Annotated in this window: 22 protein-coding genes; 12 read left to right on the plus strand and 10 right to left on the minus strand. The window is 72.0% G+C overall.

Going from position 1 to position 23,907, the window contains the following annotated elements; all coding sequences use genetic code 11:
* Positions 1–44: 44 nt before the first annotated feature.
* Both ACWY4P_RS31375 and ACWY4P_RS31380 read left to right on the plus strand, forming a co-directional pair.
* The gene (locus ACWY4P_RS31375; RefSeq protein WP_456203835.1) at positions 45–1,493 is read left to right on the plus strand and encodes an NAD(P)H-quinone dehydrogenase; all 1,449 of its coding nucleotides are present in this window, start codon (positions 45–47) and stop codon (positions 1,491–1,493) included.
* Positions 1,494–1,640: 147 nt separating this feature from the next.
* Positions 1,641–2,621 carry a DeoR/GlpR family DNA-binding transcription regulator gene (locus ACWY4P_RS31380; protein ID WP_456203836.1) on the plus strand — a complete coding sequence of 327 codons (981 nt, stop codon included), beginning with the start codon at positions 1,641–1,643 and terminating at the stop codon, positions 2,619–2,621.
* A 40-nt stretch (positions 2,622–2,661) separates the two neighbouring features.
* On the opposite strand, the gene ACWY4P_RS31385 is transcribed toward ACWY4P_RS31380, so the two are convergent.
* The 4 genes from ACWY4P_RS31385 to ACWY4P_RS31400 all read right to left on the minus strand — a co-directional run bounded on the left by ACWY4P_RS31385 (position 2,662) and on the right by ACWY4P_RS31400 (position 6,727).
* Positions 2,662–3,255: a TetR/AcrR family transcriptional regulator gene (locus ACWY4P_RS31385; RefSeq protein ID WP_456203837.1), complete on the minus strand. Its 594-nt coding sequence runs from the start codon at positions 3,253–3,255 to the stop codon at positions 2,662–2,664.
* A 61-nt stretch (positions 3,256–3,316) separates the two neighbouring features.
* Positions 3,317–4,390, minus strand: a complete 1,074-nt coding sequence (locus ACWY4P_RS31390) for a hypothetical protein (RefSeq protein WP_456203838.1) — start codon at positions 4,388–4,390, stop codon at positions 3,317–3,319.
* A gap of 39 nt (positions 4,391–4,429) precedes the next feature.
* Positions 4,430–4,846 carry a hypothetical protein gene (locus ACWY4P_RS31395; protein WP_456203839.1) on the minus strand — a complete coding sequence of 139 codons (417 nt, stop codon included), beginning with the start codon at positions 4,844–4,846 and terminating at the stop codon, positions 4,430–4,432.
* A 123-nt stretch (positions 4,847–4,969) separates the two neighbouring features.
* The gene (locus tag ACWY4P_RS31400) at positions 4,970–6,727 is read right to left on the minus strand and encodes an acetyl/propionyl/methylcrotonyl-CoA carboxylase subunit alpha (RefSeq protein ID WP_456203840.1); all 1,758 of its coding nucleotides are present in this window, start codon (positions 6,725–6,727) and stop codon (positions 4,970–4,972) included.
* A 386-nt stretch (positions 6,728–7,113) separates the two neighbouring features.
* Here ACWY4P_RS31400 and ACWY4P_RS31405 point away from each other — a divergent pair, with 386 nt between their 5' ends.
* Positions 7,114–7,596 (plus strand): hypothetical protein, encoded by a 483-nt coding sequence (locus ACWY4P_RS31405; RefSeq protein ID WP_456203842.1) that lies wholly within the window; start codon positions 7,114–7,116, stop codon positions 7,594–7,596.
* Positions 7,597–7,666: 70 nt separating this feature from the next.
* Here ACWY4P_RS31405 and ACWY4P_RS31410 read toward each other — a convergent pair whose 3' ends face one another.
* The 4 genes from ACWY4P_RS31410 to ACWY4P_RS31425 form a co-directional block, all read right to left on the minus strand.
* A complete protein-coding gene (locus tag ACWY4P_RS31410) occupies positions 7,667–8,284 on the minus strand; it encodes a Maf family protein (RefSeq protein WP_456203843.1) in 618 nt (205 codons plus the stop codon).
* Between the two features lie 324 nt (positions 8,285–8,608).
* Positions 8,609–8,740, minus strand: a complete 132-nt coding sequence (gene mmpB / locus ACWY4P_RS31415; RefSeq protein ID WP_456213123.1) for a morphogenic membrane protein MmpB — start codon at positions 8,738–8,740, stop codon at positions 8,609–8,611.
* Between the two features lie 139 nt (positions 8,741–8,879).
* A complete protein-coding gene (locus ACWY4P_RS31420; RefSeq protein ID WP_456203844.1) occupies positions 8,880–9,086 on the minus strand; it encodes an acyl-CoA carboxylase epsilon subunit in 207 nt (68 codons plus the stop codon).
* 39 nt (positions 9,087–9,125) lie between these two features.
* Positions 9,126–10,721 (minus strand): acyl-CoA carboxylase subunit beta, encoded by a 1,596-nt coding sequence (locus ACWY4P_RS31425; protein ID WP_456203845.1) that lies wholly within the window; start codon positions 10,719–10,721, stop codon positions 9,126–9,128.
* A gap of 174 nt (positions 10,722–10,895) precedes the next feature.
* On the opposite strand from ACWY4P_RS31425, the gene ACWY4P_RS31430 reads away from it, so the two are divergent.
* The 6 genes from ACWY4P_RS31430 (at position 10,896) to hutH (ending at position 18,830) form a co-directional block, all read left to right on the plus strand.
* Positions 10,896–11,783: a biotin--[acetyl-CoA-carboxylase] ligase gene (locus tag ACWY4P_RS31430; protein WP_456203846.1), complete on the plus strand. Its 888-nt coding sequence runs from the start codon at positions 10,896–10,898 to the stop codon at positions 11,781–11,783.
* Between the two features lie 347 nt (positions 11,784–12,130).
* On the plus strand, positions 12,131–13,219 hold the full coding sequence (locus ACWY4P_RS31435; RefSeq protein ID WP_456213124.1) for an adenylate/guanylate cyclase domain-containing protein: 1,089 nt from the start codon (positions 12,131–12,133) through the stop codon (positions 13,217–13,219).
* 270 nt (positions 13,220–13,489) lie between these two features.
* A complete protein-coding gene (locus tag ACWY4P_RS31440) occupies positions 13,490–14,998 on the plus strand; it encodes a cytochrome P450 (RefSeq protein WP_456203847.1) in 1,509 nt (502 codons plus the stop codon).
* A gap of 109 nt (positions 14,999–15,107) precedes the next feature.
* Positions 15,108–15,902: an enoyl-CoA hydratase/isomerase family protein gene (locus ACWY4P_RS31445; protein WP_456203848.1), complete on the plus strand. Its 795-nt coding sequence runs from the start codon at positions 15,108–15,110 to the stop codon at positions 15,900–15,902.
* 70 nt (positions 15,903–15,972) lie between these two features.
* The gene (locus ACWY4P_RS31450) at positions 15,973–17,196 is read left to right on the plus strand and encodes a diguanylate cyclase domain-containing protein (RefSeq protein WP_456213125.1); all 1,224 of its coding nucleotides are present in this window, start codon (positions 15,973–15,975) and stop codon (positions 17,194–17,196) included.
* 89 nt (positions 17,197–17,285) lie between these two features.
* A complete protein-coding gene (gene hutH, locus ACWY4P_RS31455; protein ID WP_456203849.1) occupies positions 17,286–18,830 on the plus strand; it encodes a histidine ammonia-lyase in 1,545 nt (514 codons plus the stop codon).
* Positions 18,831–18,909: 79 nt separating this feature from the next.
* Here hutH and ACWY4P_RS31460 read toward each other — a convergent pair whose 3' ends face one another.
* Positions 18,910–19,179, minus strand: coding sequence for a hypothetical protein (locus ACWY4P_RS31460; protein WP_456203850.1), 270 nt, complete (start codon positions 19,177–19,179; stop codon positions 18,910–18,912).
* A gap of 404 nt (positions 19,180–19,583) precedes the next feature.
* Here ACWY4P_RS31460 and ACWY4P_RS31465 point away from each other — a divergent pair, with 404 nt between their 5' ends.
* From ACWY4P_RS31465 to ACWY4P_RS31475, 3 genes are all read left to right on the plus strand, one after another.
* On the plus strand, positions 19,584–20,870 hold the full coding sequence (locus ACWY4P_RS31465; protein WP_456203851.1) for a L,D-transpeptidase: 1,287 nt from the start codon (positions 19,584–19,586) through the stop codon (positions 20,868–20,870).
* 130 nt (positions 20,871–21,000) lie between these two features.
* Positions 21,001–22,488 carry an ABC transporter permease gene (locus ACWY4P_RS31470; RefSeq protein WP_456203852.1) on the plus strand — a complete coding sequence of 496 codons (1,488 nt, stop codon included), beginning with the start codon at positions 21,001–21,003 and terminating at the stop codon, positions 22,486–22,488.
* Between the two features lie 58 nt (positions 22,489–22,546).
* The gene (locus ACWY4P_RS31475; RefSeq protein WP_456203853.1) at positions 22,547–23,227 is read left to right on the plus strand and encodes an ABC transporter ATP-binding protein; all 681 of its coding nucleotides are present in this window, start codon (positions 22,547–22,549) and stop codon (positions 23,225–23,227) included.
* 36 nt (positions 23,228–23,263) lie between these two features.
* Here ACWY4P_RS31475 and ACWY4P_RS31480 read toward each other — a convergent pair whose 3' ends face one another.
* Entirely contained in the window at positions 23,264–23,791 is a 528-nt protein-coding gene (locus ACWY4P_RS31480; RefSeq protein ID WP_456203854.1) for an RDD family protein, read from the minus strand.
* Positions 23,792–23,907 lie beyond the last annotated feature (116 nt).

The raw sequence follows: 23,907 nt of genomic DNA on the forward strand, positions 1-23,907 counted from the left end.
CGCCGGGAACCCCCGGAGGAGTGATCTCGAACGGGTGCGGGACAATGGAGCATGTGACTCGGATCGTGATCATTGGTGGCGGACCCGGCGGCTATGAGGCGGCGCTCGTCGCTGCCCAGCTCGGCGCGGAGGTGACCGTCGTCGACTGCGACGGTCTGGGTGGGGCATCGGTGCTCACCGACTGTGTGCCTTCGAAGACGTTGATCGCCACTGCTGAGGTGATGACGAACTTCGACTCTTCTTACGAGGAGTTGGGGATCATCGTCGCCGATGACACCCCGCCCCTGGAGCAGGCGGCCCGGGTGGTGGGCGTTGACCTGGGCAAAGTCAATCGACGGGTGAAGCGCCTGGCGCTGGCCCAGTCGCATGACATCACCGCTTCGGTCACCCGCGCGGGCGCGCGCGTGATGCGCGGGCGTGGGCGGCTGGAGCCGGCGCAGGCGCCCGACGGGTCACGGAAGGTGATTGTCCGGGCCGCGGACGGTACCGAGCAGACGCTGGTCGCGGACGCCGTGCTGGTGGCGACCGGGGCGCACCCGAGGGAGATCCCGGACGCGCTGCCGGACGGGGAGCGCATTCTGAACTGGACGCAGGTGTACGACCTGGACGAGCTCCCGGAGGAGCTCATCGTGGTCGGCTCCGGTGTCACGGGTGCCGAGTTCGCGGGCGCGTACCAGGCGCTGGGTTCGAAGGTCACCCTCGTCTCGAGCCGGGACCGGGTGCTGCCGGGCGAGGACCCGGACGCGGCGGCGGTGCTGGAGGACGTCTTCCGCCGGCGCGGGATGAACGTGATGGCGCGCTCGCGGGCGCAGGCCGCCAAGCGGGTCGGGGACCGGGTGGAGGTGACCCTCGCGGACGGGCGGGTGATCACGGGCACCCACTGTCTGATGGCCGTCGGCTCGATCGCGAACACGGGCGAGATGGGCCTGGAGGAGGCCGGGGTCCGGCTCAAGGAGTCCGGGCACATCTGGACCGACAAGGTCTCGCGGACCAGCGCGCCGGGCGTGTACGCGGCGGGCGACTGCACCGGGGTGCTGGCGCTGGCGTCGGTGGCGGCCATGCAGGGCCGGATCGCGATGTACCACTTCCTCGGCGACGCGGTCGCTCCGCTGAATCTGAAGACCGTCTCGGCGAACGTCTTCACGGACCCGGAGATCGCCACGGTCGGCTACTCTCAGGCCGATGTGGACGGCGGGAAGATCGACGCCCGGGTGGTGAAACTGCCGCTGCTGCGCAACCCGCGGGCGAAGATGCAGGGCATCCGGGACGGCTTTGTGAAGATCTTCTGCCGTCCGGGTACCGGCATCGTGGTCGGCGGTGTGGTGGTCGCGCCGCGCGCCAGCGAGCTGATCCACCCGATGTCGCTCGCGGTCGACAACAACCTGACGGTGGAGCAGATCGCCAGCGCCTTCACGGTGTACCCGTCGCTGTCCGGCTCGATCGCCGAGGTGGCGCGGCAGCTGCACACGCGCAAGACGCAGGAAGAGGCGTAGTTCGCCCCCTATATCCGCCCTATACCATCTCGTGGGGTCGCAGACGAACAACATCTGTTAATTGGGGCAAGCTGCTGAAACCAGACGGTCGCTGGCGTTACTGTCAGTTTCGTGTTCGCTGCTGAACGTCGCCAATTGATCCTTGAAATGGTGCGTGCGAACGGAGCGGTGTCGCTCCGCGAGCTCGCCCGCGTCGTCCAGACCTCCGAAGTGACCGTACGGCGGGATGTGCGGGCGCTGGAGGCAGAAGGACTGCTCGACCGCCGGCACGGCGGTGCGGTGCTGCCGGGCGGATTCACCAGGGAGTCCGGCTTCCCGCAGAAATCCCATCTAGCGACCGCGGAGAAGACGGCCATCGCCGATCTCGCGGCCGGTCTCGTCGACGAGGGCGAGGCCGTCGTGGTCGGCGCCGGGACGACCACGCAGGAGCTGGCCCGCCGGCTCGCGCGCGTCCCGGGCCTGACCGTGGTCACCAACTCCCTGCTGGTCGCGCAGGCGTTGGCGCATGCCAATCGGGTGGAGGTCGTCATGACCGGCGGCACCCTGCGCGGCTCCAACTACGCGCTGGTCGGCAGCGGTGCCGAGCAGTCCCTCCAAGGGCTGCGGGTCAGCCGGGCCTTCCTGTCCGGCAGCGGGCTGACCGCCGAGCGCGGCCTGTCCACGTCCAACATGCTGTCGGCCAGCGTCGACCGGGCGCTGGTGCAGGCGGCGGCGGAGGTGGTGGTCCTCGCGGACCACACCAAGCTGGGCACCGACACCATGTTCCAGACGGTGCCGACGGATGTGATCACCCGTCTGGTGACGGACGAGCCGCCCCCGCACGACGACCGCGCCCTGACCGAGCTTCAGGCCCTCGCCGACCAGGGCGTGCAGATCGCGGTGGCCGGCCCGGGCGCGGGCTCGGGCCCGGCGGGCGGCGGTGAGGGCGGCCCGGCGGGGCCGGGGCGCCAGCAGCCCCGGCTCGGCGGCCCGCCGCGCGGTACGGAGGAGGGGCTACCGCTCCCCGGACCGCGCCGCAACCACCCGCACCCACCGGGGCCCGGGCCCGGTGCCACGCTGCGCGGCGCGGCGCCGCTGGCGGAGCAGCCGGGAGGCCGGGTCGCGGACCTGGCGCCACGGCGGCGCTGAGGGCGGTGAGGGCGGTGAGGGCGGTGAAGCCTCAGCCGGCTCAGCGGGGCTTGAGGCCGGTGAAGGTCAGGGCCAGTAGCCGGTCGGCCAACTCCGGGTCGTCCGGCGACTGTTCCACGGCCAGCGAGATGGCGTTGGTCAGCTGCATCAGATCGTCTATGCCGACATCCGACCGTACGTTCCCGGACTGCTGGGCGCGGGCGAGCAGGGCGCTGCCCGCCTCGCGCATCGGCAGACCGCACCCCTGGGCCAGCGATGAGCTCTCGTCCCCGGAGGCCGCCATCAGGGCGTGCGAGAGCCCGCGGTAGGTGCTGGCGTAATCGATGATCTCGCGCAACCAGTCGACCAGCGCATGGCACGGCCGCGGCGCCTTGGCCAGCTCGCGGGCGCGCGCCAGCAGCGCGCACACCTCTTTCTGGAAGACGGCGCCCATGAGCGCGGTGCGGTTGGGGAAGTGCCGGTAGAGGGTGCCGATCCCGACGCCCGCGCGGCGCGCGATGTCCTCCAACGACGCGTCGGTGCCGTGCTCGACGAACGCGGTCCTGGCCTCGGTCAGCAGCCGCTCGTAATTGCGGCGCGCGTCGGCGCGCATGGCGCGCGGCGGGGTGTGCGCCGTGGCTGTCTCGGTTGCCATCGCGGTCCTCCCTGCGCCGTCGGTCGTACGGGTGGTACGGGTGCCTGGACCAAGCATGCCATTACGAGCCGGGGCCGGGCGGCGTCGGCGGCGGGGGCTGCGGCCAGACCAGCGGCGGCTGGGGATCGGCGCGGTACGGGTCGAGGGCGGCCGCGCGCTCGTGGTAGGGGAGCCGGGACAGCCGGGAGACCAGCGTCCACATGGTGCGCTCGGCGGCCAGCGCGGGCGGCAGCGCCAGGCCCAGCGACTCGGCCAGCGGCTTGCGGCCCACGTTGACCAGCGCCCGTACGGCGGCGGTCCACTCGTCGGTGGCGGTCACGGCGGACCGGTACCACAGCGGGATCAGCGCGACCAGGACGGCGGCGGTGGTCAGCAGTACGGGGCGGTCCGCGTCCCCGGAGGCCAGGGCGGCCAGCGCGGCCGCAGCCACCGCGGCGTGGCCGTAGAGCAGGGCGATGAAGAAGTCGACGCTGGCACGGGCCAGTTCCTCGTGGCGGCGGACCTGTTCCGGCGCCGTGCCGGTCAGTTCGCCCCACAGCACCTGGGTGTCGAGGCGGAAGCGGTCATAGCCGTACTCCTCGAGACGGCGGATGGCGTTGCCCAGGCGGGTGGGGGCGACCTGGTCGTCGTCGATGGGGTAGCGGATCAACCGCTCCTGCAACAGGGCGCGTTGGGCCGCCGTACGGAGGCGGTCCCTGCGGGCGGCGCGGGCGATACGGGGGTTGGCGCGCAGGCCGGCCAGTTGCCGGGCGGCCTCCGGCGGCAGCCCGCCCTCGCGCTCGCGGCCCTCCAGCCGCAGCAGCGTGAGGCGGTCGCGGAGGTCCCGCTTGGTCTGCCGATGGCGGCGGCAGCGCGCGTCGTAGGCGGTGGCGGGCCACAGGACATAACCCTCCAGGAGGCGGTAGAGGAGGGTCTGCACCGCCGAGACGACGAGGCCGAGGAGGAGGGAGACGGTCAGCAGGAGGAGGGCGGTGTTGACCTTCGACGAGGGCCACAGGCGCTGCGCCAGGTCGATGTGGTGGAGGCTGGGCGCGACGGCGAAGAAGAAGACGGACAGGTTGAGGGCGGTGGGCAGGATCCAGCCGACGAGCAGGGTCCAGGCGCCGCCGAGCACGCCCTTGGCGATGTCACCCACGGGGGCGGGCCTCCCGTGGGTGGGTGTCGGGCGGACGGGTCACGCGTTGTCGTCCGTCTCGTCGTCCCAGTCGTCGTCGCCGAACGGAGGGCCGGGGGGCCGGGCGGCGTGGGCGTCCCCGAACGTGATGCTTTCGTGGAAGTCCCGTCCTTGGATGACAGGGCCGTTGATGTTGATGGATCCGCTGATCTCGTTGTGGACCTCGCCGCTCCCGGCGATCGTGCCGTATCGGCTCGTCCACTCCTGGAAGGCCTGGGCGAACTGTTGGTCCTCGCGGCTGCGTTCCTCGATCAGTACGACGAGTTGGTGCGGAGCCATCACAAGGTCTCCCGGGGCGGCCTCCCGCCGCAGCACCAGCGCGATCAGCGCGTCCCACGCCCGCCGCGCCGCCGGGTCCCCGCTCCGCGCGGCCGCCTGGATCCGCCTGATGAGTGCTTCCAGATTCTCCTGCGCCATGGGCTCCCCCTGCTCGGCCGAGCTCACATCCTGCCGCGCGGGCGGCGCCGGTCGCCACCGTATGCACCTGGGCCCCGGTCGAGGGATCGACCGGGGCCCAGGGTTCGGCTGTCTGCCTGGCTGTCAGTCCTTGATTTCGCAGATGACGGCGCCGGCGGTGAGGGAGGCGCCGACTTCGGCGGACAGGCCCTTGATGGTGCCGGCGCGGTGGGCGTTGAGGGGCTGTTCCATCTTCATCGCTTCCAGGACCACGACCAGGTCACCCTCGGCGACCGTGTCTCCTTCGGCGACGGCGACCTTGACGATGGTGCCCTGCATGGGCGAGGCCAGCGCGTCACCCGAGGCGGCCGAGCCGGACTTCTTCACCGCCTTGCGCTTGGGCTTCTTCGCTCCGGCGCCGCCGCCCGTGGGGGCTGTGGCCATGCCCAGGGATGCGGGGAGGGAGACCTCCAGCCGCTTGCCGCCGACCTCGACGACCACCGTCTCCCGCGCGACGGGCTCCTCTGCCTCGTCGGTGCTGGTGGGGGTGTAGGGGGTGATGGTGTTGGTGAATTCGGTTTCGATCCAGCGGGTGTGGATGGTGAAGGGATCGCTGGTGAAGGCGGGGTCGGTGACGACGGCCTGGTGGAAGGGGATGGCGGTGGCCATGCCTTCGACCTGGAACTCGGCGAGGGCGCGGGCGGCGCGTTGGAGGGCTTGGGTGCGGGTGGCGCCGGTGATGATGAGTTTGGCGAGGAGGGAGTCCCAGGCGGGGCCGATCACGCTGCCGGATTCGACTCCGGCGTCCAGGCGGACGCCGGGGCCGGTGGGGGGTGTGAAGGTGGTGACGGTGCCGGGGGCGGGGAGGAAGCCTCGGCCGGGGTCTTCGCCGTTGATGCGGAACTCGAAGGAGTGGCCTCGGAGTGGGGGGTCGTCGTAGCCGAGGGGTTCGCCGTCGGCGATGCGGAACATTTCGCGGACCAGGTCGATGCCGGTGACTTCTTCGGTGACCGGGTGTTCGACCTGGAGGCGGGTGTTGACCTCGAGGAAGGAGATGGTGCCGTCGGTGCCGACCAGGAATTCGACGGTGCCGGCGCCGACGTATCCGGCTTCTTTGAGGATGGCTTTGGAGGCGCGGTAGAGCTCGGCGTTCTGGGTGTCGGTGAGGAAGGGGGCGGGGGCTTCTTCGACGAGTTTTTGGTGGCGGCGCTGGAGGGAGCAGTCGCGGGTGGAGACGACGACGACGTTGCCGTGGGTGTCGGCGAGGCACTGGGTTTCGACGTGGCGGGGTTTGTCGAGGTAGCGCTCGACGAAGCATTCGCCGCGGCCGAAGGCGGCGACGGCTTCGCGGACGGCGGAGTCGTAGAGTTCGGGGACTTCTTCGAGGGTGCGGGCGACTTTCAGGCCGCGGCCGCCGCCGCCGAAGGCGGCTTTGATGGCGATGGGCAGGCCGTGTTCCTGGGCGAAGGCGAGGACTTCGTCGGCGCCGGAGACGGGGTCGGGGGTGCCGGCGACCAGGGGGGCTCCGGCTCGCTGGGCGATGTGGCGGGCTGCGACTTTGTCGCCGAGGTCGCGGATGGCCGCGGGTGGGGGGCCGATCCAGGTCAGGCCGGCGTCGAGGACGGCCTGGGCGAATTCGGCGTTCTCGGAGAGGAAGCCGTAGCCGGGGTGGATGGCGTCCGCGCCGGACTCGGCGGCGGCGGCCAGGACCTTGGTCTGGTCGAGATAGCTGGCGGCGGGGGTGTCACCGCCCAGCGCGTACGCTTCGTCGGCCGCGCGCACGTGTACCGCGTCCCGGTCCGGATCGGCGTAGACCGCAACACTCGCGATCCCGGCATCCCGACAGGCACGGGCAACGCGGACCGCGATTTCGCCACGATTGGCGATGAGCACCTTGCGCACGATGGCTCCCTCCTCGAAACAAGCCGAGTTTAGGTACTGGCGACACCACACGCCGAGAAGAACTCGGGCGTGAGCTTGACCACACGGAGCGTGAACCCTGCCGAGAAGAGGCAGCCGACTCCCCCGTCGTTCCACGGTACGCCCGGTTTTTCGGGCCGTACGGCGGTTCACGCCGTGGCCAGGATCTCCGGTGACCCGAGCGGCGGTGCTGCATGTTTCTTTGTGGGATCCCTACGAACGGGGGACGGAAACTTTGCCGCGGGGTTCCGGTCGTACAAGTGCGTTCGCGCCCCCTTGTCGGGGGGCTTACTCGTTAGTAGCGTTCACAATGTCGAACCTCCTCGGGGGGACGGCCCCGAGCCGGTGCAGCGGAAGAGGTGGGCGGGGTGGCGCGCAGACCCGTGGCCGTGGTGACGGCCGTGATGCTGATCGTGGAGGCGGCCGGGATAGCGCTGCTCAACTGGGTCCTGGGCCTGGTGGTCGACCGGCAGCAGATGTCCCTGGGCGGCCTCGACACGGACGCGATGTCGATCGGCACCTGGGTCGCGGGCGGGGTCTTCGGCCTCTATCTGCTGCTGTGCGGCCTGGTGCTGCTGCGCACCGCTGTACGGGACCGCGCGCCCGGGCGCCTGGCCCGCATTCTGCTCGTCACCTGCGCGGTGGTGCACGGCCTGGTGGGCGCCTTCTCGGTCGGCCTGGTCGGCTGGTCGGCCTTCGCGCTCATGATGGTGATGCTCGGCCTGATTGTGCTGAGCCTGTTGTCGTACGACGAGCCGGCGGGCGCGGCCGAGGGCGACGCCGCCGCCCCGGGCACCACGGCGGCCCGGGGAGCCTCAGGCGGGGACGCGCCGCATCCGGATCCGGCCTGAGGGCTTGAGGGCCTGAGGGGCGCCGAGCGGTCGGCGCTCTGACTGGCCTCGGCGGGTCACCGCCCGGCGGTCATCGCTCGGCGTCGGCCCACAGGTCGGTGATGCTCACGCCCAGCTCGGCCAGGAGTCGGCGCAGCAGCGGCAGGGACAGCCCGATGACGTTCGCCGCGTCTCCCTCGATGCCGTCGATGAAGGGCGCCGAACGGCCGTCGAGCGTGAACGCGCCCGCCACGTGCAGCGGTTCGCCGCTGGCGACGTACGCCGCGATCTCGGCGTCGGTCGGCTCGCCGAAGTGGACCGTGGTGGAGGCGGTGTCGGAGGTGCGGCGGCCGGTCGCCGTGTCGATCAGGCAGTGCCCGGTCCGCAGTACGCCGGAGCGGCCACGCATGGACTTCCAGCGGGCGGTGGCCTCCTCGGCGTCCGCGGGCTTGCCGAGCGCCTGGCCGTCGAGTTCCAGGACCGAGTCGCAGCCGATGACCAGCGCCCCGGCCGCCTCCGGGAGCGCGGCCACGGCGCCCGCCTTGGCCTCGGCGAGTATGCGCGCCAGCTCGGCGGGGGTGTCGGCGTTCAGCGCGTCCTCGTCCACGCCGCTGACGATCACCTCGAAGGCCAGGCCGGCCTGGCGCAGCAGGGCCCGGCGGGCGGGGGAGGCGGAGGCGAGGATGAGAGCGCGCTGCGTGTCAGTCATGCGCCTAGGTTAGGCGGGCGGCACCACGCGGCGGAGCCGCCCGGTGATACGAGCCCCCGCCTCGCCCTTTGCGCGGTTTCGATGTGCGGCTCCGCCGCGTGGGGGCTGCGCCCTGGGCCCGCGCTCGGGGCTGTGCCCCGGGGGCCCGCCGGGCCTTGCCGCGGGGCCCGGCGCGGGTTGTCGGGGCATGCTGTGGTTTCGGCCCGATGGCCCGAGACAGGGGCCGGGGGCGCGACCCGTCACCACTCGCGTACCGCGTCCGCCGGGGGCAGTCGGGCCGCGCGGTGGGCCGGGAGCCAGGCACCGAGTAGGCCCGGCCGCCGGTCACGGGTGCAGGCTCAGCAGCAGCATCAGGGCCAGGGTCGCGACCGCGAGCACGGTGCCCGCGCGGCGGAGCATGTTCTGGGCCCGCCGCAGCTCGTCGGGCGGCTCATCGGGCGGGTCGGACCACAGCATGCGGTCGATCCTGCGCCGTTCCATGGCCGTGGCGCCTGAGTACCCGTACTCAGGCGCCACGGGCGGAAGGGACTATTTTCGCGCAAACGATGACTTGGGCAAGGCCGTGAACGCCGCTACGACCTGGCCGGTACGCGCCTCAGCTCGGCCAGTACGTCGTACGCCACGCCCTCGGCCCCGGGTGTGGCACCCGGCGGGCGGGGATGGTGCGGGCCGGGTCGGACCACTCCGGTGGCGCGCCCTCGCCCTGCGCGGCGGCCGCTGCGGCCGCCGCGCGCGCTTGGACCACCGCGAGCGCGGCGGCGAGCTCCTCTGGGGTCGGATTGCCCCGTATGATCTTGATCATGGAAACAGCCCTTCCTGGGATGGGGATGGGGGATGTCGCCTACAGCGGGATGTTGCCGTGCTTCTTCGGGGGCAGGCTCTCGCGCTTGTTGCGCAGCGAGCGCAGGCCCCGGACGATGTGGCGGCGGGTGTCGGACGGCATGATCACCGCGTCGACGTAGCCGCGCTCGGCGGCGGTGTACGGGTTGAGGAGCGTGTCCTCGTAGTCGGCGATCAGCTCGGCGCGGGTCGCCTCGGGGTCCTCGGCGGCCGCGATGGTCCGCCGGTGCAGGATGTTGACCGCGCCCTGGGCGCCCATGACCGCGATCTGCGCGGTCGGCCAGGCCAGGTTGAGGTCGGCGCCCAGGTGCTTGGAGCCCATGACGTCGTAGGCGCCGCCGAAGGCCTTGCGGGTGATGACCGTGATCAGCGGGACGGTCGCCTCCGCGTAGGCGTAGATCAGCTTGGCGCCGCGCCGGATGATGCCGTTGTACTCCTGGTCGGTGCCGGGCAGGAAGCCGGGCACGTCCACGAAGGTCAGGACCGGGACGTTGAAGGCGTCGCAGGTGCGGACGAAGCGGGCGGCCTTCTCGGAGGCGTCGATGTCCAGACAGCCCGCGAACTGAAGCGGCTGGTTGGCGACGATGCCCACCGGGTGGCCCTCGACCCGCCCGAAGCCGGTGATGATGTTCGGCGCGAAGAGCGGCTGGGTCTCCAGGAACTCGCCGTCGTCCAGCACATGCTCGATCGCCTTGTGCATGTCGTACGGCTGGTTCGCCGAGTCCGGGATGAGCACGTCCAGCTCCCGGTCCTCGTCGCCGACCTCCAGGTCGGCGTCGTCGGGGAAGGCCGGCGGCTCGGAGAGGTTGTTGGACGGGAGGTAGGACAGCAGCGCCTTGACGTACTCGAAGGCGTCCTTCTCGTCGGCCGCCATGTAGTGGGCCACGCCCGAGGTGGTGTTGTGCGTACGGGCCCCGCCCAGGGCCTCGAAGCCCACGTCCTCGCCGGTGACCGTCTTGATCACGTCCGGTCCCGTGATGAACATGTGCGAGGTCTGGTCGACCATCACCGTGAAGTCGGTGATCGCGGGGGAGTAGACGGCCCCGCCCGCGCACGGCCCGACGATCAGGCTGATCTGCGGGATGACGCCGGAGGCGTGGACATTGCGGCGGAAGATCTCGGCGAACAGACCGAGGGCGACCACGCCCTCCTGGATCCGGGCGCCCCCGCCGTCGTTGATGCCGATGATCGGGCAGCCGGTCTTCAGGGCGAAGTCCATGACCTTGACGATCTTCTCGCCGTAGACCTCGCCGAGCGAGCCGCCGAAGATCGTGAAGTCCTGGGAGTAGACGCAGACCGGACGGCCGTCCACCGTGCCGTAGCCGGTCACCACGCCGTCGCCGTACGGGCGGTTCTTCTCGATGCCGAAGTTGGTCGAGCGGTGCCGCGCGAACTCGTCGAGTTCGGTGAACGAGCCCTCGTCGAGGAGCAGGCCGATGCGCTCGCGCGCGGTCAGCTTGCCCTTGGCGTGCTGCTTCTCCACCGCTCGCGCCGAGCCCGCGTGCGTGGCCTCGTCGATGCGGCGCTGCAGATCCGCGAGCTTGCCCGCGGTGGTGTGACGATCGGGAATCTCGGAGGAGATCTCAGGCTCGGACATCGGGATGCGGCTCCTGCTCGTCCTCGGGGGCTTAAGAATCGGGCCCGGAAGCGGGGGCTGGCGGGCGGGATCAGGGCGCTTGCGCCGGCTGGGCTACTGGCACGTAGCGTATCGGCGGGACAGTATGCGGGCACTGCGTCGTTGGCCACACCTCCTGACCTTAGGCTGGCCCCTGTGACGCCTTCTGACACCCCGGGGAGCCCGGGAACCCCGGGCGGCCCCGGCGGCCGCTGGTCCGACCTGGAACGTCCCCCGCTGGTCGCCGCCGCGCTGCGCCGCGCGCTGGTGCGCCCCGGTCGGCTGTGGACCGAGCTCGACGTGGTGCAGGCGACCGGCTCGACCAACACCGACCTGGTCACCCGGGCGGCCGCGGGGGCCCCGGAGGGCGCGGTGCTCATCGCCGAGGAACAGACCGCCGGGCGCGGCCGGCTGGACCGCACCTGGACTGCCCCGCCCCGCTCCGGGCTGTTCTTCTCGGTGCTGCTGCGGCCGGGCGCCGCCGGGGTGCCCACCGAGCGGTGGGGGTGGCTGCCGCTGCTCGCCGGGGTCGCCACCGCCGGGGCGCTCTCCCGGACGGCGGGCGTGGACACCGGGCTGAAGTGGCCGAACGACCTGCTGGTGACGGTCGGGGAGGAGGAGCGGAAGTTCGGCGGGATCCTGGCCGAGCGGACCGGCGACGCGGTGGTCATCGGCGTCGGCCTGAACATCTCGCTGCGCGCCGACGAGCTGCCCGTGCCCACGGCCGGGTCGCTGGCGCTCGCGGGCGCCGTCTCCACCGACCGCGACCCGCTGCTGCGCGCGGTGCTGCGGTCGATCGAGGAGTGGTACGGGGAGTGGCGCAGGTTCGGGGGCGACCCCGGGCCGTGCGGGTTGCAGGAGACGTACGCGGCGGGGTGCGCCACCCTGGGCCGTAGGGTGCGCGCCGAGCTGCCCGGCGGCGGGGAGCGCGTCGGCGAGGCGGTCGCGATCGACGGCGACGGACGGCTGGTGCTCGCCACCGAGGGGGGCGTGCAGGAGCCGGTCTCCGCCGGGGACATCGTGCATCTGCGCGCCACGCCATAGCTCGCGGGCAGCGGGCAAGCAGAGATCCGCGAGAATTTTTGCGCCCCTGAGCAAAGAGTTTTCCCAGCTTCGCAGGGGAGAGTGAGCTAGGGCACACCTGACGTATCGTTGTGGCGGTCCGCCCAGTTCGGGGCGGCCGTGGGCCGGAACCGAACCGGAAGAGGGAACGGAAGGGCAGTGCGCAGGGATCGGACAGGGGGCCGCCGGTGACCGCCGACGACAGGGATTCCGGCGCGGCTCAGGAGGCCGGAGCCCGGGACGCGGCCGCCGACGAAGGCGCGGTCGGTGACGAGGCGACGGCCGGTGACGAGGTTGCGGCCGACGACGAGGTTGCGGCCGACGACGAGATGGCGGTCGGCGCGGACATCGTGGCGGGTGCCGGCGAGATCGAGCTGGACCCCCTCTCGCTACGGCTCGAGCAGCTGATCCTCGGGGCGGAGCGGCAGTACACCCCCTTCCAGGCGGCCCGCAGCGCAGGGGTCTCCGTGGAGCTGGCCACGCGTTTCTGGCGGGCCATGGGCTTCGCCGACATCGGCCAGGCCAAGGCGCTCACGGAGGCGGACGTGCTGGCGCTGCGGCGGCTGGCCGGCCTGGTGGAAGCGGGGCTGCTGAGCGAGCCGATGGCCATCCAGGTGGCGCGGTCGACGGGACAGACCACGGCCCGGCTGGCCGACTGGCAGATCGACTCCTTCCTGGAGGGGCTCACCGAGCCGCACGAGACCGGCATGACGCGCACCGAGATCGCCTACCCGCTGGTGGAGCTGTTGCTGCCGGAGCTGGAGGAGTTCCTGGTCTACGTCTACCGGCGGCAGCTGGCGGCCGCGACGGGCCGCGTGGTGCAGACGGCGGACGACGCGGAGATGGTCGACCGGCGGCTGGCGGTGGGCTTCGCGGACCTGGTGAGCTTCACCCGGCTGACCCGGCGGCTGGAAGAGGAGGAACTCGGCGAGCTGGTCGAGGCCTTCGAGACCACGGCCGCCGACCTGGTGGCCGCGCACGGCGGGCGGCTGATCAAGACGCTGGGCGACGAGGTGCTGTACGCGGCCGACGACGCGAGCATCGCCGCCGAGATCGGGCTGCGGCTGATCGAGACGCTGACCCACGACGAGACGATGCCCGAGCTGCGGGTCGGGATGGCCTTCGGGACCGTCACGACCAGGATGGGCGATGTCTTCGGCACGACGGTGAACCTGGCCAGTCGGCTGACCTCCATAGCCCCGAAGAACGCGGTCCTAGTGGACGGCGCGTTCGCGGAGGAGCTGGGGCGGCTGCGGGCGGCCCCGGTGTCGGAGGCCGAGGCCGCTGAGGAGGCGGCCGCCGCGGAGAAGGAGGGCGAGGAGCCGCCCTCGTACCGCTTCGCGCTCCAGCCCACCTGGCAGCGGGCGGTGCGTGGGCTGGGGGTCGTGGAGCCCTGGCTGCTGACCCGGCGGGGCTGAGCCCGGCGGCGGCGCGCCGGGTGGCGGGCTGGGGATGGTCGGGCGCCGCCGGGGACGGTCCGGCGCCGCTTATGGTTCTGCGTACTAAGGAACTGCGTACTGGTGTGCGCAGTTCCTGTGCCACTTCGTGGAAGGCCGGGGTGCATCCCCGCCGTCTCGCGCTAGCCTACCTGCGCGCGATGCGAGTGGATCTTGTCGATCCCAGGCGAGCCCTGCGCTCGATGCCCTCGCGCTGTCGGCCCTGTACCGAAGACAGAAGCCAGGAGCACTGTGAGCCAGCCTTACGAATCGGTCCCTCAGCCGACTGCCGTTCCCCCGCCGGGCTGCCCGGCGCACGCGGGCGGCACCGGAGCCGAGCCGCTCTACTCGCCCGAGTTCTCCCAGGATCCGTACGCCGTCTACAAAAGACTGCGCGAGACCCACGGCCCGCTCGCGCCCGTGGAACTGGACCCAGGCGTCACGGCCGTGCTGTGCGTCGGCTACGAGACGGCGCTGGAGATCATGCGGCGGCCCGAGACGTTCTCCAAGGACCCGCGGAACTGGCGGGCGATGACCGAGGGCCGGGTGCCCGAGACCACCCACGCCGCACAGCTGATCAGGCCCCGGGCCCAGGCCGGCTGGGTGGACGGGGAGGCGCACCGGCGGCTGCGCAGCGCCATCGACGACAGCATGAGCCGGATCGACCCGGGGGCGCTGCGCGGCTATGTGGAGCACATAGCCGACTCGCTGATCGACCAGTTCAGCGCGGCGGGCCGGGCCGACGTGATCGCCGAGTACTGCGCGCTGCTGCCGATGCTGGTCATCGGCGAGCTCTTCGGCTGCCCGAAGGACATCGCGGACCGGCTGTTCGCGGCCATGGCGGGGCTGCTGGACGGGCGGGACCCGGTGGCCGCGGCCCAGGCCGTGGACGCGGCGCTGCGGGACCTGATCGGGCGCAAGCGGACCGAGCCGGGGGCGGACGTCACCTCCTGGCTGATCGCCCACTCGGCGCGGCTGGACGACGAGGAACTGGTCGAGCAGCTGCTGCTGCTGATGGGCATGGGCAGCGAGCCGGTGCCCAGCCTGATCAGCAACGCCCTGCGGTTGCTGATGACCGACGAGCGCTTCGCGGGGGACCTCGCGGGCGGGGGCATGCTCGTCGAGGACGCCCTCGACGAGGTGCTGTGGACCGACCCGCCGCTGGCCAATCTGGCGGTGCACTTCCCGCTGCGGGACGTCACGATCAGCGGGACCCGGCTGCGCGCGGGCGAGCCCGTGGTGATCAGCTTCGCCGGGGGCAACCAGGACGCCCTGCACTCCTCCCAGTACAAGCAGGGAAACCGGGCCCACCTGGCCTTCAGCGCCGGGCAGCACACCTGCTCCGGCCGTAGCCAGGCGCGGCTGATCGCGACCGCGGCCATCGAGAAGCTGCTGGACCGCCTCCCGGACATCGAGCTGGCCGTCGACGCCGAGAAGCTCCAGTGGCGGCCCGGGATCTACGGACGCGGGCTGTTCGAGCTCCCCGTTCGGTTCGCACCGGTCGGTGAGCCGCCCAAGAGCGCGGAGTGGGACGCCGTGCCCGAGCCGGCGGCCCCTGCCCCGGCTCCGGCTCCTGCCCCGGCGGCCCCTGCCCCGGCTTCTGCCCCGGGGGTCCTCCCGCCCGCCCCGCCGGCTGTGCCGGGCGCGGAGGGGACGGCCGCGGTGGAGCTCGTCAGCGCTCCGGCGGACGCGGAAGCGGCCAAGCCGAAGCCGACCGGCGTGCTGGCCTTCCTGGCCAGGTGGCGGCGCTCGCGCAAGTGATCGGCGACTGACCGGCGGCTTGTCGCCCCCCGGCCTCCACTGGCCGGGGGCGGCGCGGGCTGCGATGATCCGTCCCGACGTGTTCACGGTCGTTAACCGGGAGGGTCGTGTGAGTGAGCAGCGGTACGGCGAGTGGGTCGCGGTCCGGCGGGAAGGCTTCGTGGCCGAGCTGGTGTTGGACCGGCCGAAGGCCATGAACGCCGTCTCCACGGGGATGGCACGGAGCATCGCCCAGGCGTGCGCCGCCCTGGCCGAGGACGGGTCCGTACGGGCCGTGGTGCTGTCCTCCACGCACGAGCGGGCGTTCTGCGTCGGCGCGGACCTCAAGGAGCGGAACTCCCTGAGCGACGCCGAGCTGGGGCGGCAGCGCCCGCTGGCGCGCGCCGCCTACACCGGGGTGCTGGAGCTGCCGGTGCCGACGGTGGCCGCCGTGCACGGCTACGCGCTGGGGGGCGGCTTCGAGCTGGCCCTGTCCTGTGACCTGATCGTCGCGGACGGCACGGCGGTGGTCGGGCTGCCCGAGGTCTCGGTCGGGGTGATCCCGGGCGGGGGCGGCACTCAGCTGCTGCCCCGCCGGGTGGGGGCCGCGCGCGCCGCCGAGCTGATCTTCACGGCGCGGCGGGTGGCCGCGCAGGAGGCCCGCGAGCTGGGCCTCGTCGACCGGCTGGTGGCAGACGGGGAGGACCGTACCGAGGCGCTTGAGCTGGCCCGGCGGATCGCCGCGAACTCACCGGTCGGGCTGCGGGCGGCCAAGCGGGCGCTGCGGGTCGGCTACGGACTGGATCTGCGGGCAGGGCTCGAGGTCGAGGACGCGGCGTGGCGGTCGGTGGCCTTCTCCGGAGACCGGGCGGAGGGCGTGGCGGCCTTCAACGAAAAGCGCACACCGAACTGGCCCGGCGAATAACCCGGGACGGGACAAGGCGGAATTCGCCGAACATTCCTACGCTGGACTGTGCGGTGTGCGCGGCAGGGGAATGCGAGGCGTGGTGACGGGCGAGGGTGATGCGCGGCTGAAGGCCGTGGTGGGACTGGCGCAGTCGATGGCGGCCGCGCCCACCCCGCGTGGGGCGGTGCGGTCCGCGGCGGAGGCCGCGCGCCGCGCGCTGGGCGGGAGCTTCGCGGCGGTCTCGGTGTGGGAGCGGGAGCTGGGGCGGCTGCGAGTGCTGGTCAACAGCGGGGAACGGGCCGCGGGGGAGGAGGAGTTCCCCGAGGACGAGTTCTATCCGGTGCATGAGTTCCCCGAGATCACCGAGTTTCTGCATGAGCAGTGGGCGCGGGGCGGGGAGCCGCACGCCTGGGTGCAGGTGGCCGCCGGGCCGGACGGAGCCGGCCTGGGCTCGGACCTGGGACCGGCTGCGGCTGCGGGCGCGGCGGGGGCGCTGCGCGGCGTCAGCCCTGGGCGGGTGGCGGCGCTGCGGCGGCGCGGGCGGGGCAGCTGTGTGGTCGCGCCGATCGTGCTGCACGGGCGGGCGTGGGGCGAGCTGTATGTGGCGCGGCGGGCCGGGGAGCCGGTGTTCGGCCGGGCGGACGCGGACTTCGCGACCGTCCTGGCCGCGGTGACCGCCGCCGGGATCGCGCAGACCGAGCGGCTGGAGGAGGCCCGCAGGCTGGCCTTCACCGACCCGCTGACCGGGCTCGGCAACCGCCGGGCGGTGGACATACGGCTGGACGAGGCGCTGGAGGCGCACCGCCGGGACGGCTCGGTGGTGAGCCTGGTGATGTGCGACCTCAACGGGCTCAAGCAGGTCAACGACATGCTGGGACACGCGGTGGGCGACCGGCTGCTGGAACGTTTCGGCTCGGTGCTCTCGCTGTGCGGCGCCATGCTCCCGGGGGCCCTGGCGGCCCGGCTGGGGGGCGATGAGTTCTGTCTCGTGGAGGTCGGTCCTTCGGCGGACGAGGTGGTGCGGGTGGCCGATGAGCTGTGCCGCAGGGCCGCCGAGCTGGAGATGGGCGAGGGGGTCGCGTGCGGGGTCGCCTCGACGGGCGATCCCATCGGCCCCGTACACACCGCCCGCCGGCTGTTCCGGCTGGCGGACGCCGCCCAGTACCGGGCGAAGGCCGCCCGCTCGGCGAAGCCGGTGGTCGCGGGGCGGGAGGGCGGCCCCGAGGACCCGGTGGTGCGGCTGGCCGACAGCGCGGCCTCGGACAGCTCGGCCCGGGCGCCCGAGCGCCGTCGTTTCCGGGGCCGCCTTTAGCGAGAGCCCGGCGCCGCCTCTAACGAGAGCCCCGGGGCCGGTCCGGGGGCGGGTGACAGATGGGGATTCACTATCTAGGGTTCCTGAATATGGATATGCATTCTGTGGTGCTGGGCGCCTCCGGGACGACCGCTGCCGATGTGATCGCCGTCGCGCGCGACGGGGCGCGGATCGAGCTGTCCGAGGAGGCCCTGGCCGCCGTCGCCGCCTCCCGCCGGACCATCGACGACCTCGCTGCCAAGCCCGAGCCCGTCTACGGCGTCTCCACCGGCTTCGGTGCCCTCGCCGTCCGCCACATCAGCCCCGACCTCCGCGTCCAGCTCCAGCGCAACATCGTGCGCTCGCACGCCGCCGGCATGGGGCCGCGGGTCGAGCGCGAGGTGGTGCGCGCGCTGATGTTCCTGCGGCTGAAGACGCTCGCCTCGGGCCGCACCGGCGTGCGCCCGGTGGTCGTACGGACCATGGCCGCCATCCTCAACGCGGGGATCACGCCGGTGGTGCACGAGTACGGCTCACTGGGCTGCTCCGGCGACCTCGCGCCGCTGTCGCACTGTGCGCTGACGCTGATCGGCGAGGGCGAGGCCGAGGGGCCGGACGGAGTGCTGCGCCCGGCCGGCGAGCTGCTGGCCGAGCACGGCATAGAGCCGGTCGAGCTGCGCGAGAAGGAAGGGCTCGCGCTGCTCAACGGCACGGACGGAATGCTGGGCATGCTCCTCATGGCCTGCGAGGACCTGGGGCGGCTGTTCACCGTCGCCGATGTGACGGCCGCGCTGTCGCTGGAGGCGCTGCTGGGCACCGACCGGGTGCTGGCGCCCGAGCTGCACGCCATCCGGCCGCACCCGGGGCAGGCGGCGAGCGCGGACAACATGCTGCGGGTGCTGGCCGGATCGGGCCTCACCGGACACCATCAGGACGACGCGCCGCGGGTCCAGGACGCCTACTCGGTCCGCTGTGCGCCCCAGGTCGCGGGCGCGGGCCGGGACACGCTCGCGCACGCCCGGCTGGTCGCCGACCGCGAGCTGGCCTCCGCCGTGGACAACCCGGTGGTGCTGCCGGACGGCCGGGTGGAGTCCAACGGCAACTTCCACGGGGCGCCCGTCGCCTACGTCCTGGACTTCCTCGCCGTCGCCGTGGCCGACCTCGCCTCGATCGCCGAGCGCCGCACCGACCGGCTGCTGGACAAGAACCGCTCGCACGGCCTGCCGCCGTTCCTGGCCGGGGACGCGGGCGTGGACTCGGGGCTGATGATCGCGCAGTACACCCAGGCGGCGCTGGTGAGCGAGCTGAAGCGGCTGGCGGTGCCCGCCTCCGTCGACTCCATCCCGTCCTCGGCGATGCAGGAGGACCATGTCTCGATGGGCTGGTCGGCGGCGCGCAAGCTGCGGACGGCGGTGGACAACCTGACCCGGGTGCTCGCGGTCGAGCTGGTCGCGGCCACCCGCGCGATCGAGCTGCGGGAGGGGCTGACGCCGGCCCCCGCGAGCCGGGCGGTGCTGGCGGCGGTGCGCCGGGCGGGCGTCGAGGGCCCGGGGGCGGACCGCTATCTGGCGCCGGACCTGGCGGCCGCGGACGCGTTCGTACGGTCGGGGCAGCTGGCGGAGACGGTGCAGCAGGTCACCGGGCCGCTGGCCTGAGGGCCTGCCCTGGTGGGTGTCCTGAAGGGTGTCCTGGTACCGCCTGGGCGGGCGTAAGCGCTGGTGCGCCTCCGGCGCCCTAGTACGCCTCCGGCCGCGTGCGGCGGACTGAGGCGGTCACCATGGCGACCCCGAGCCCCAGGAAGGCGGTGCCGCCGACCAGGTAGGGGGTGACATCCACGCTGCCGGTGTCGGCCAGGTTCTCGCCGGAGGCGGGCTGGGCCCTCGTCTGTCCGGCGGGGGCCTGCCCGTCGTGCTCGACGGTGGCCTTCGCGGACGGGACGAACCACAGGGCGCACAGCAGCGAGCCGGCGGCGGCGGCGGTCAGCAGCGGTCGGCGTGCGGACAACGGCATCCTCCTTGAGGCTGCGGTGAATTGGCCCCGTGCGTCCGATCGTAGTGACAACTGCGGGTCGCGCGGAAGCGAGAGCGCCCAGAGGCATACCCTCCGTCGTATGGGCAGTCCTGAGACGTCATATTTTGTAATGCTTTGCACAGTTTTGGTCCCGGCAGTTCCGGGAGATCCGCGAGCCCGACGCGCCGGAGTGGAACGGAGTTCGGGGCGCCAGCGTCCTGGAGGATAAGAGGGGACGAGACGACTGCGCCGCATGGGTGCTGGGTACCCCGGTCGGGCCAGGGGCTTGACCGGCGCCTTTGCTAAGTGGCCTTCCGCACAGTTTTACTGTGCGAGGAACCGGCCAAAAGGTACAGGCGTTCTTGTCGGATAGGTCCGGGGTTTCTTGGTCCAGATCAATGGAGAAGCGTGTGATGACGGACGGCAAGCGCCGTAGGGGGCTGGTGGCCGCGGCCGCTGTGCTCAGCGGAGTACTGACCCTCGCGGCGTGTGGTGGGGACGACAAGGGCGGCAGCGACGGCGACAAGAACAACGCCGGCGGCGACAAGTCCCAGTCGCAGGTGGACGAGGCGGCCGCCAAGGACGCGTCGGAAGCCCACATCAAGATCACGCCCAAGGCCGGGGCGACCAACGCGGGCATCAACAGCGACACCAAGGTCACCGTCAGCGGCGGCAAGCTCAAGGACGTGACCATGACCGCGGCGGCGACCGGCACCAAGGTGCCCGGCTCCATATCGCCCGACATGAAGTCCTGGAAGCCGAGCGGGCAGCTGGAGCGGTCCACCCAGTACAAGATCGCCGCGACGGCCGAGGACTCCAAGGGCCGCAAGGCGACCGAGAACTCCTCCTTCACCACCGTCTCGCCGACCAACAGCTTCATCGGCAACTTCACGCCGGAGAGCGGCTCGACGGTCGGCGTCGGCATGCCCGTGTCGATCAACTTCGACAAGGCGATCAGCGACAAGAAGGCCGTCCAGTCGCACATCACCGTGAGCTCCAGCAGCGGTCAGCAGGTGGTCGGCCACTGGTTCGGCGGCCAGCGCCTGGACTTCCGGCCACAGGACTACTGGAAGGCCAACTCGACCGTCACCCTGAAGCTGGACCTCGACGGCGTCGAGGGCTCGCCCGGGGTGAAGGGCGTCCAGGAGAAGACCGTCACCTTCAAGATCGGCCGCTCCCAGGTCTCCACGGTCGACGCCGAGGCCAAGACCATGAAGGTCGTGCGCGACGGCAAGCTGTTCAAGACCATCAAGATCTCGGCCGGCAGCCCGGACAACACGACGTACAACGGTCAGATGGTGATCTCCGAGAAGTTCAAGGAGACCCGGATGAACGGGGCGACGGTCGGCTTCACGGACAGTGACGGCAAGGGCGAGTACGACATCAAGGACGTGCCGCACGCCATGCGCCTGACCACCTCGGGCACCTTCATCCACGGCAACTACTGGGGCGCCAAGTCCATCTTCGGCGCCGTCAACACCAGCCACGGCTGTGTGGGTCTGTCGGACACCAAGGGCGGGAACGACCAGGGCACCGACGGCTCCTGGTTCTACAACGAGTCGCAGATCGGTGACGTCGTCATCGTGAAGAACTCGAAGGACAAGACCGTCTCGCCGGACAACGGCCTGAACGGATGGAACATGAGCTGGAACGAGTGGGTCGCGGGCAGCGCCACCGGCGCCTGACGCACCCTCTGACTCCCGCCCCCGGGCGGCGGTCGGCCCTCTCCCGGCCGGCCGCCGCCCGTCGGCTTTCTTAAGGCCGCTCTCATGCTGTCCTTATCCGCTCATCACACGGCGCCCCTACCTTCGCGCCATGTTCTTCACCTACCTCCGGCGCGAGTTGCGCCGCCGTAGAAAGGCGGCGCTCGTCGTCGCCTCGGGTCTGGCACTGGGCATCGCGCTCGTCATCGTCGTCACCTCGGTGTCCTCCGGCATGGAGCGCGCCCAGGGCAAGGTGCTGGAGTCGCTGTACGGCCTGGGCACCGACATGACCGTCACCAAGGCCCGCCAGGCGCCCTCCGGCAACGACCAGAACTCGCGCCCCCGCTTCGAATTCGACGCCCGCGACAGCGACGACGACAAGGAGCAGAGCAGCGACCGGGTGATGGTGCAGGGCTTCCAGACCCTGTCCGCCGCGACCGTGACCAAGATCGGGAAGCAGGGCGGGGTCGCCGACGCGGTCGGCGGGCTGAATCTGCAGGTCCTGAAGGTCAGCGGGCAGTTCCAGCGGGGCCAGTTCAAGCAGGACCCGAACGCCGGAGGCAACCGGCAGGGCGGCCCCGGCGGCGAGGGCGGCGGCGGGCCGCAGGGGCAGGTCGAGGGCGGCGGCGCCCAGTTCGACGTCAACTCCTTCTCCGTCTACGGGGTCGACGTGGCCCACCTCGGCCTCGGCCCGCTGACCTCCTCCAAGATCAGCAAGGGCAAGGGCTTCACCAGCGCGCAGAGCGATGCCAAGGTCGCGGTCGTCGACAGCTCGTACGCCAAGGAGAAGAAGCTGGCGCTGGGCGACAACGTCACCATCTCCGGCACCAAGTTCGAGGTCATCGGGGTCGCGACCGCCGACAGCGGTTCGGCCGCCGCCAACGTCTACATCCCCCTCAAGCGGGCGCAGACCCTCTCCGACTCCAAGAACAAGGTCACCACCGTCTACGTCAAGGTGTCCGACTCCCAGCGGATCGACAACGTCAAGTCGGCCATCCAGAAGAACGTCTCCGGCACCACGGTCACCACCTCGGCCGACCTCGCCGACACCGTCTCCGGCTCCCTCTCCACCGCCTCCGACCTCGCCTCCAACGTCGGCAAGTGGCTGTCCATCGCCGTCCTGGCAGCCGCCTTCCTGGTCGCCGGGCTGCTCACCTCCTCGGCGGTCAGCCGCCGGGTGCGGGAGTTCGGCACGCTCAAGGCGCTGGGCTGGAAGAGCGGCCGGGTCACCCGCCAGGTCGTGGGCGAGGCCCTCGTCAACGGTCTGCTCGGCGGCGCGCTCGGGATCGCGCTCGGCCTCGCCGGCGCCTACGCGGTGACCGCGATCAGCCCCAGCCTCACCGCCCAGCTGGGCTCCTCCGGCAGCGGCCCGGGCATGGGCGGCGGGCCGGGCGGCGGTGGCCCCGGCGGCGGCATGGGCGGCGGGATGCGCCAGGCCGCGGCCAAGACCCTGGACGTGGCGCTCACCGCCCCCGTCAGCGCGGCCACCATCGCGCTCGCGGTCGGCCTCGCCGTCGCGGGCGGGCTCGTGGCGGGCGGCTTCGGCGGCTGGCGCGCCTCGCGGCTGCGCCCGGCGGACGCGCTGCGCCGCGTCGAGTAGCCCGGCATCCGCCACACCCGGCCCTCCCGGGCCGCCCAACAACTTACGGAGTCACCCCATGTACCAGCTCAGCGGCGTCACCAAGCGCTACCGGCGCGGCAAGGACACCGTCGACGCCCTCGCCGACGTGGACCTGACCATCGAGGACGGCGGCCGCCTGGTGATCCAGGGCCCCACCGGCGGCGGCAAGACCACCCTGCTGCAGATGCTCGGCGGCCTGGACCGCCCCACCTCCGGCACGGTCGAACTCGACGGCGTCGATCTGGCCTCGCTCAGCGAGGCCAGACTGACCAGGGTCAGATCCGAGAACATCGGCTTCGTCTTCCAGAGTTTCAATCTGATCCCCACGCTCACCGCGCAGGAGAACGTGGAGACCGCCCTGGTCCCCCTGGGCGTCAAGGCCGCCGAGCGGCGTGGGCGCGCCGCCGAGGCGCTGGAGTCGGTCGGGCTCGGCGAGCGGCTCGGGCATCTGCCCGGCGAGATGTCCGGGGGCCAGCAGCAGCGCGTGGCGATCGCCCGCGCGCTGGTCAAGCGCCCCAAGGTGCTGCTCGCCGACGAGCCGACCGGCAACCTGGACGAGTCGATGCGCGACGAGATCATGACCCTGCTCGAGGGGCTGTGGGAGAAGCACGGCCTGACGTTTGTGATGGTCACCCACGACAGCGCCCTCGCCCGCCGCGCCCCGCGCCTGGCCACGATCGAGAAGGGGAAGGTGAAGATCACCGAGCGGGCCGTCTGAGGGCCCGGCTCAGGCTGCCGGAGACCGGTGGGGCCGTCAGTGCCGCAGGTCCTTGGCGCGTACGTAGCGCAGCCCGCAGGCGTCCTCGTACGGGTCGCCGTCCGCCCCGATCAGACTCCGCAGCGGCTGCATCGGAAGCCAGGTCAGCCCGTACGCCCAGCGCGCGACGGCCTGCCAGAAGCGCGGCCGTCCGCCGTCCGCTTCGCGCACCACCCGGGCGAGGAACAGGAATTTGCCGATCGTCGTCCGGAAGACCCAGGGCCCCAGCACATGGTGGAGCAACGACAGCCCGAACACGCCGGCGAGGACGGTGCCCCAGAACGGCTTCGGCCCGCCGAGGGCGGGAACGAGCCGCACGGCGAGGGCCAGGCCGCCGATGAGCGCGACCATGCTGTCGACGGCCGCCGAGAACCACCGGCGGAACTCGCCGATGGGCTCGGGAACGGCGGGTGGCTGGGGCTGCGGCGGCTGGGGCTGCGGCGGGTGTGGCTGTGGCTGGGGCTGCGGATGCGGCGGGTGCGCGTACGGGTGTGCGTAGGGCTGCTGCCCCTGGGAGTCGATCATGCCGGGCATCCTGCCGCACGCTTGTGACCGTCGTTTCTCAAGTTGGTGCGCGGGCGGTATCGATGAAGTGAGAGGTCAGGGGTGAGGTGACAGGCGTGTGGTGCGGCGTCGAGTGG

The sequence above is a fragment of the Streptomyces sp. LZ34 genome, from assembly GCF_053890475.1.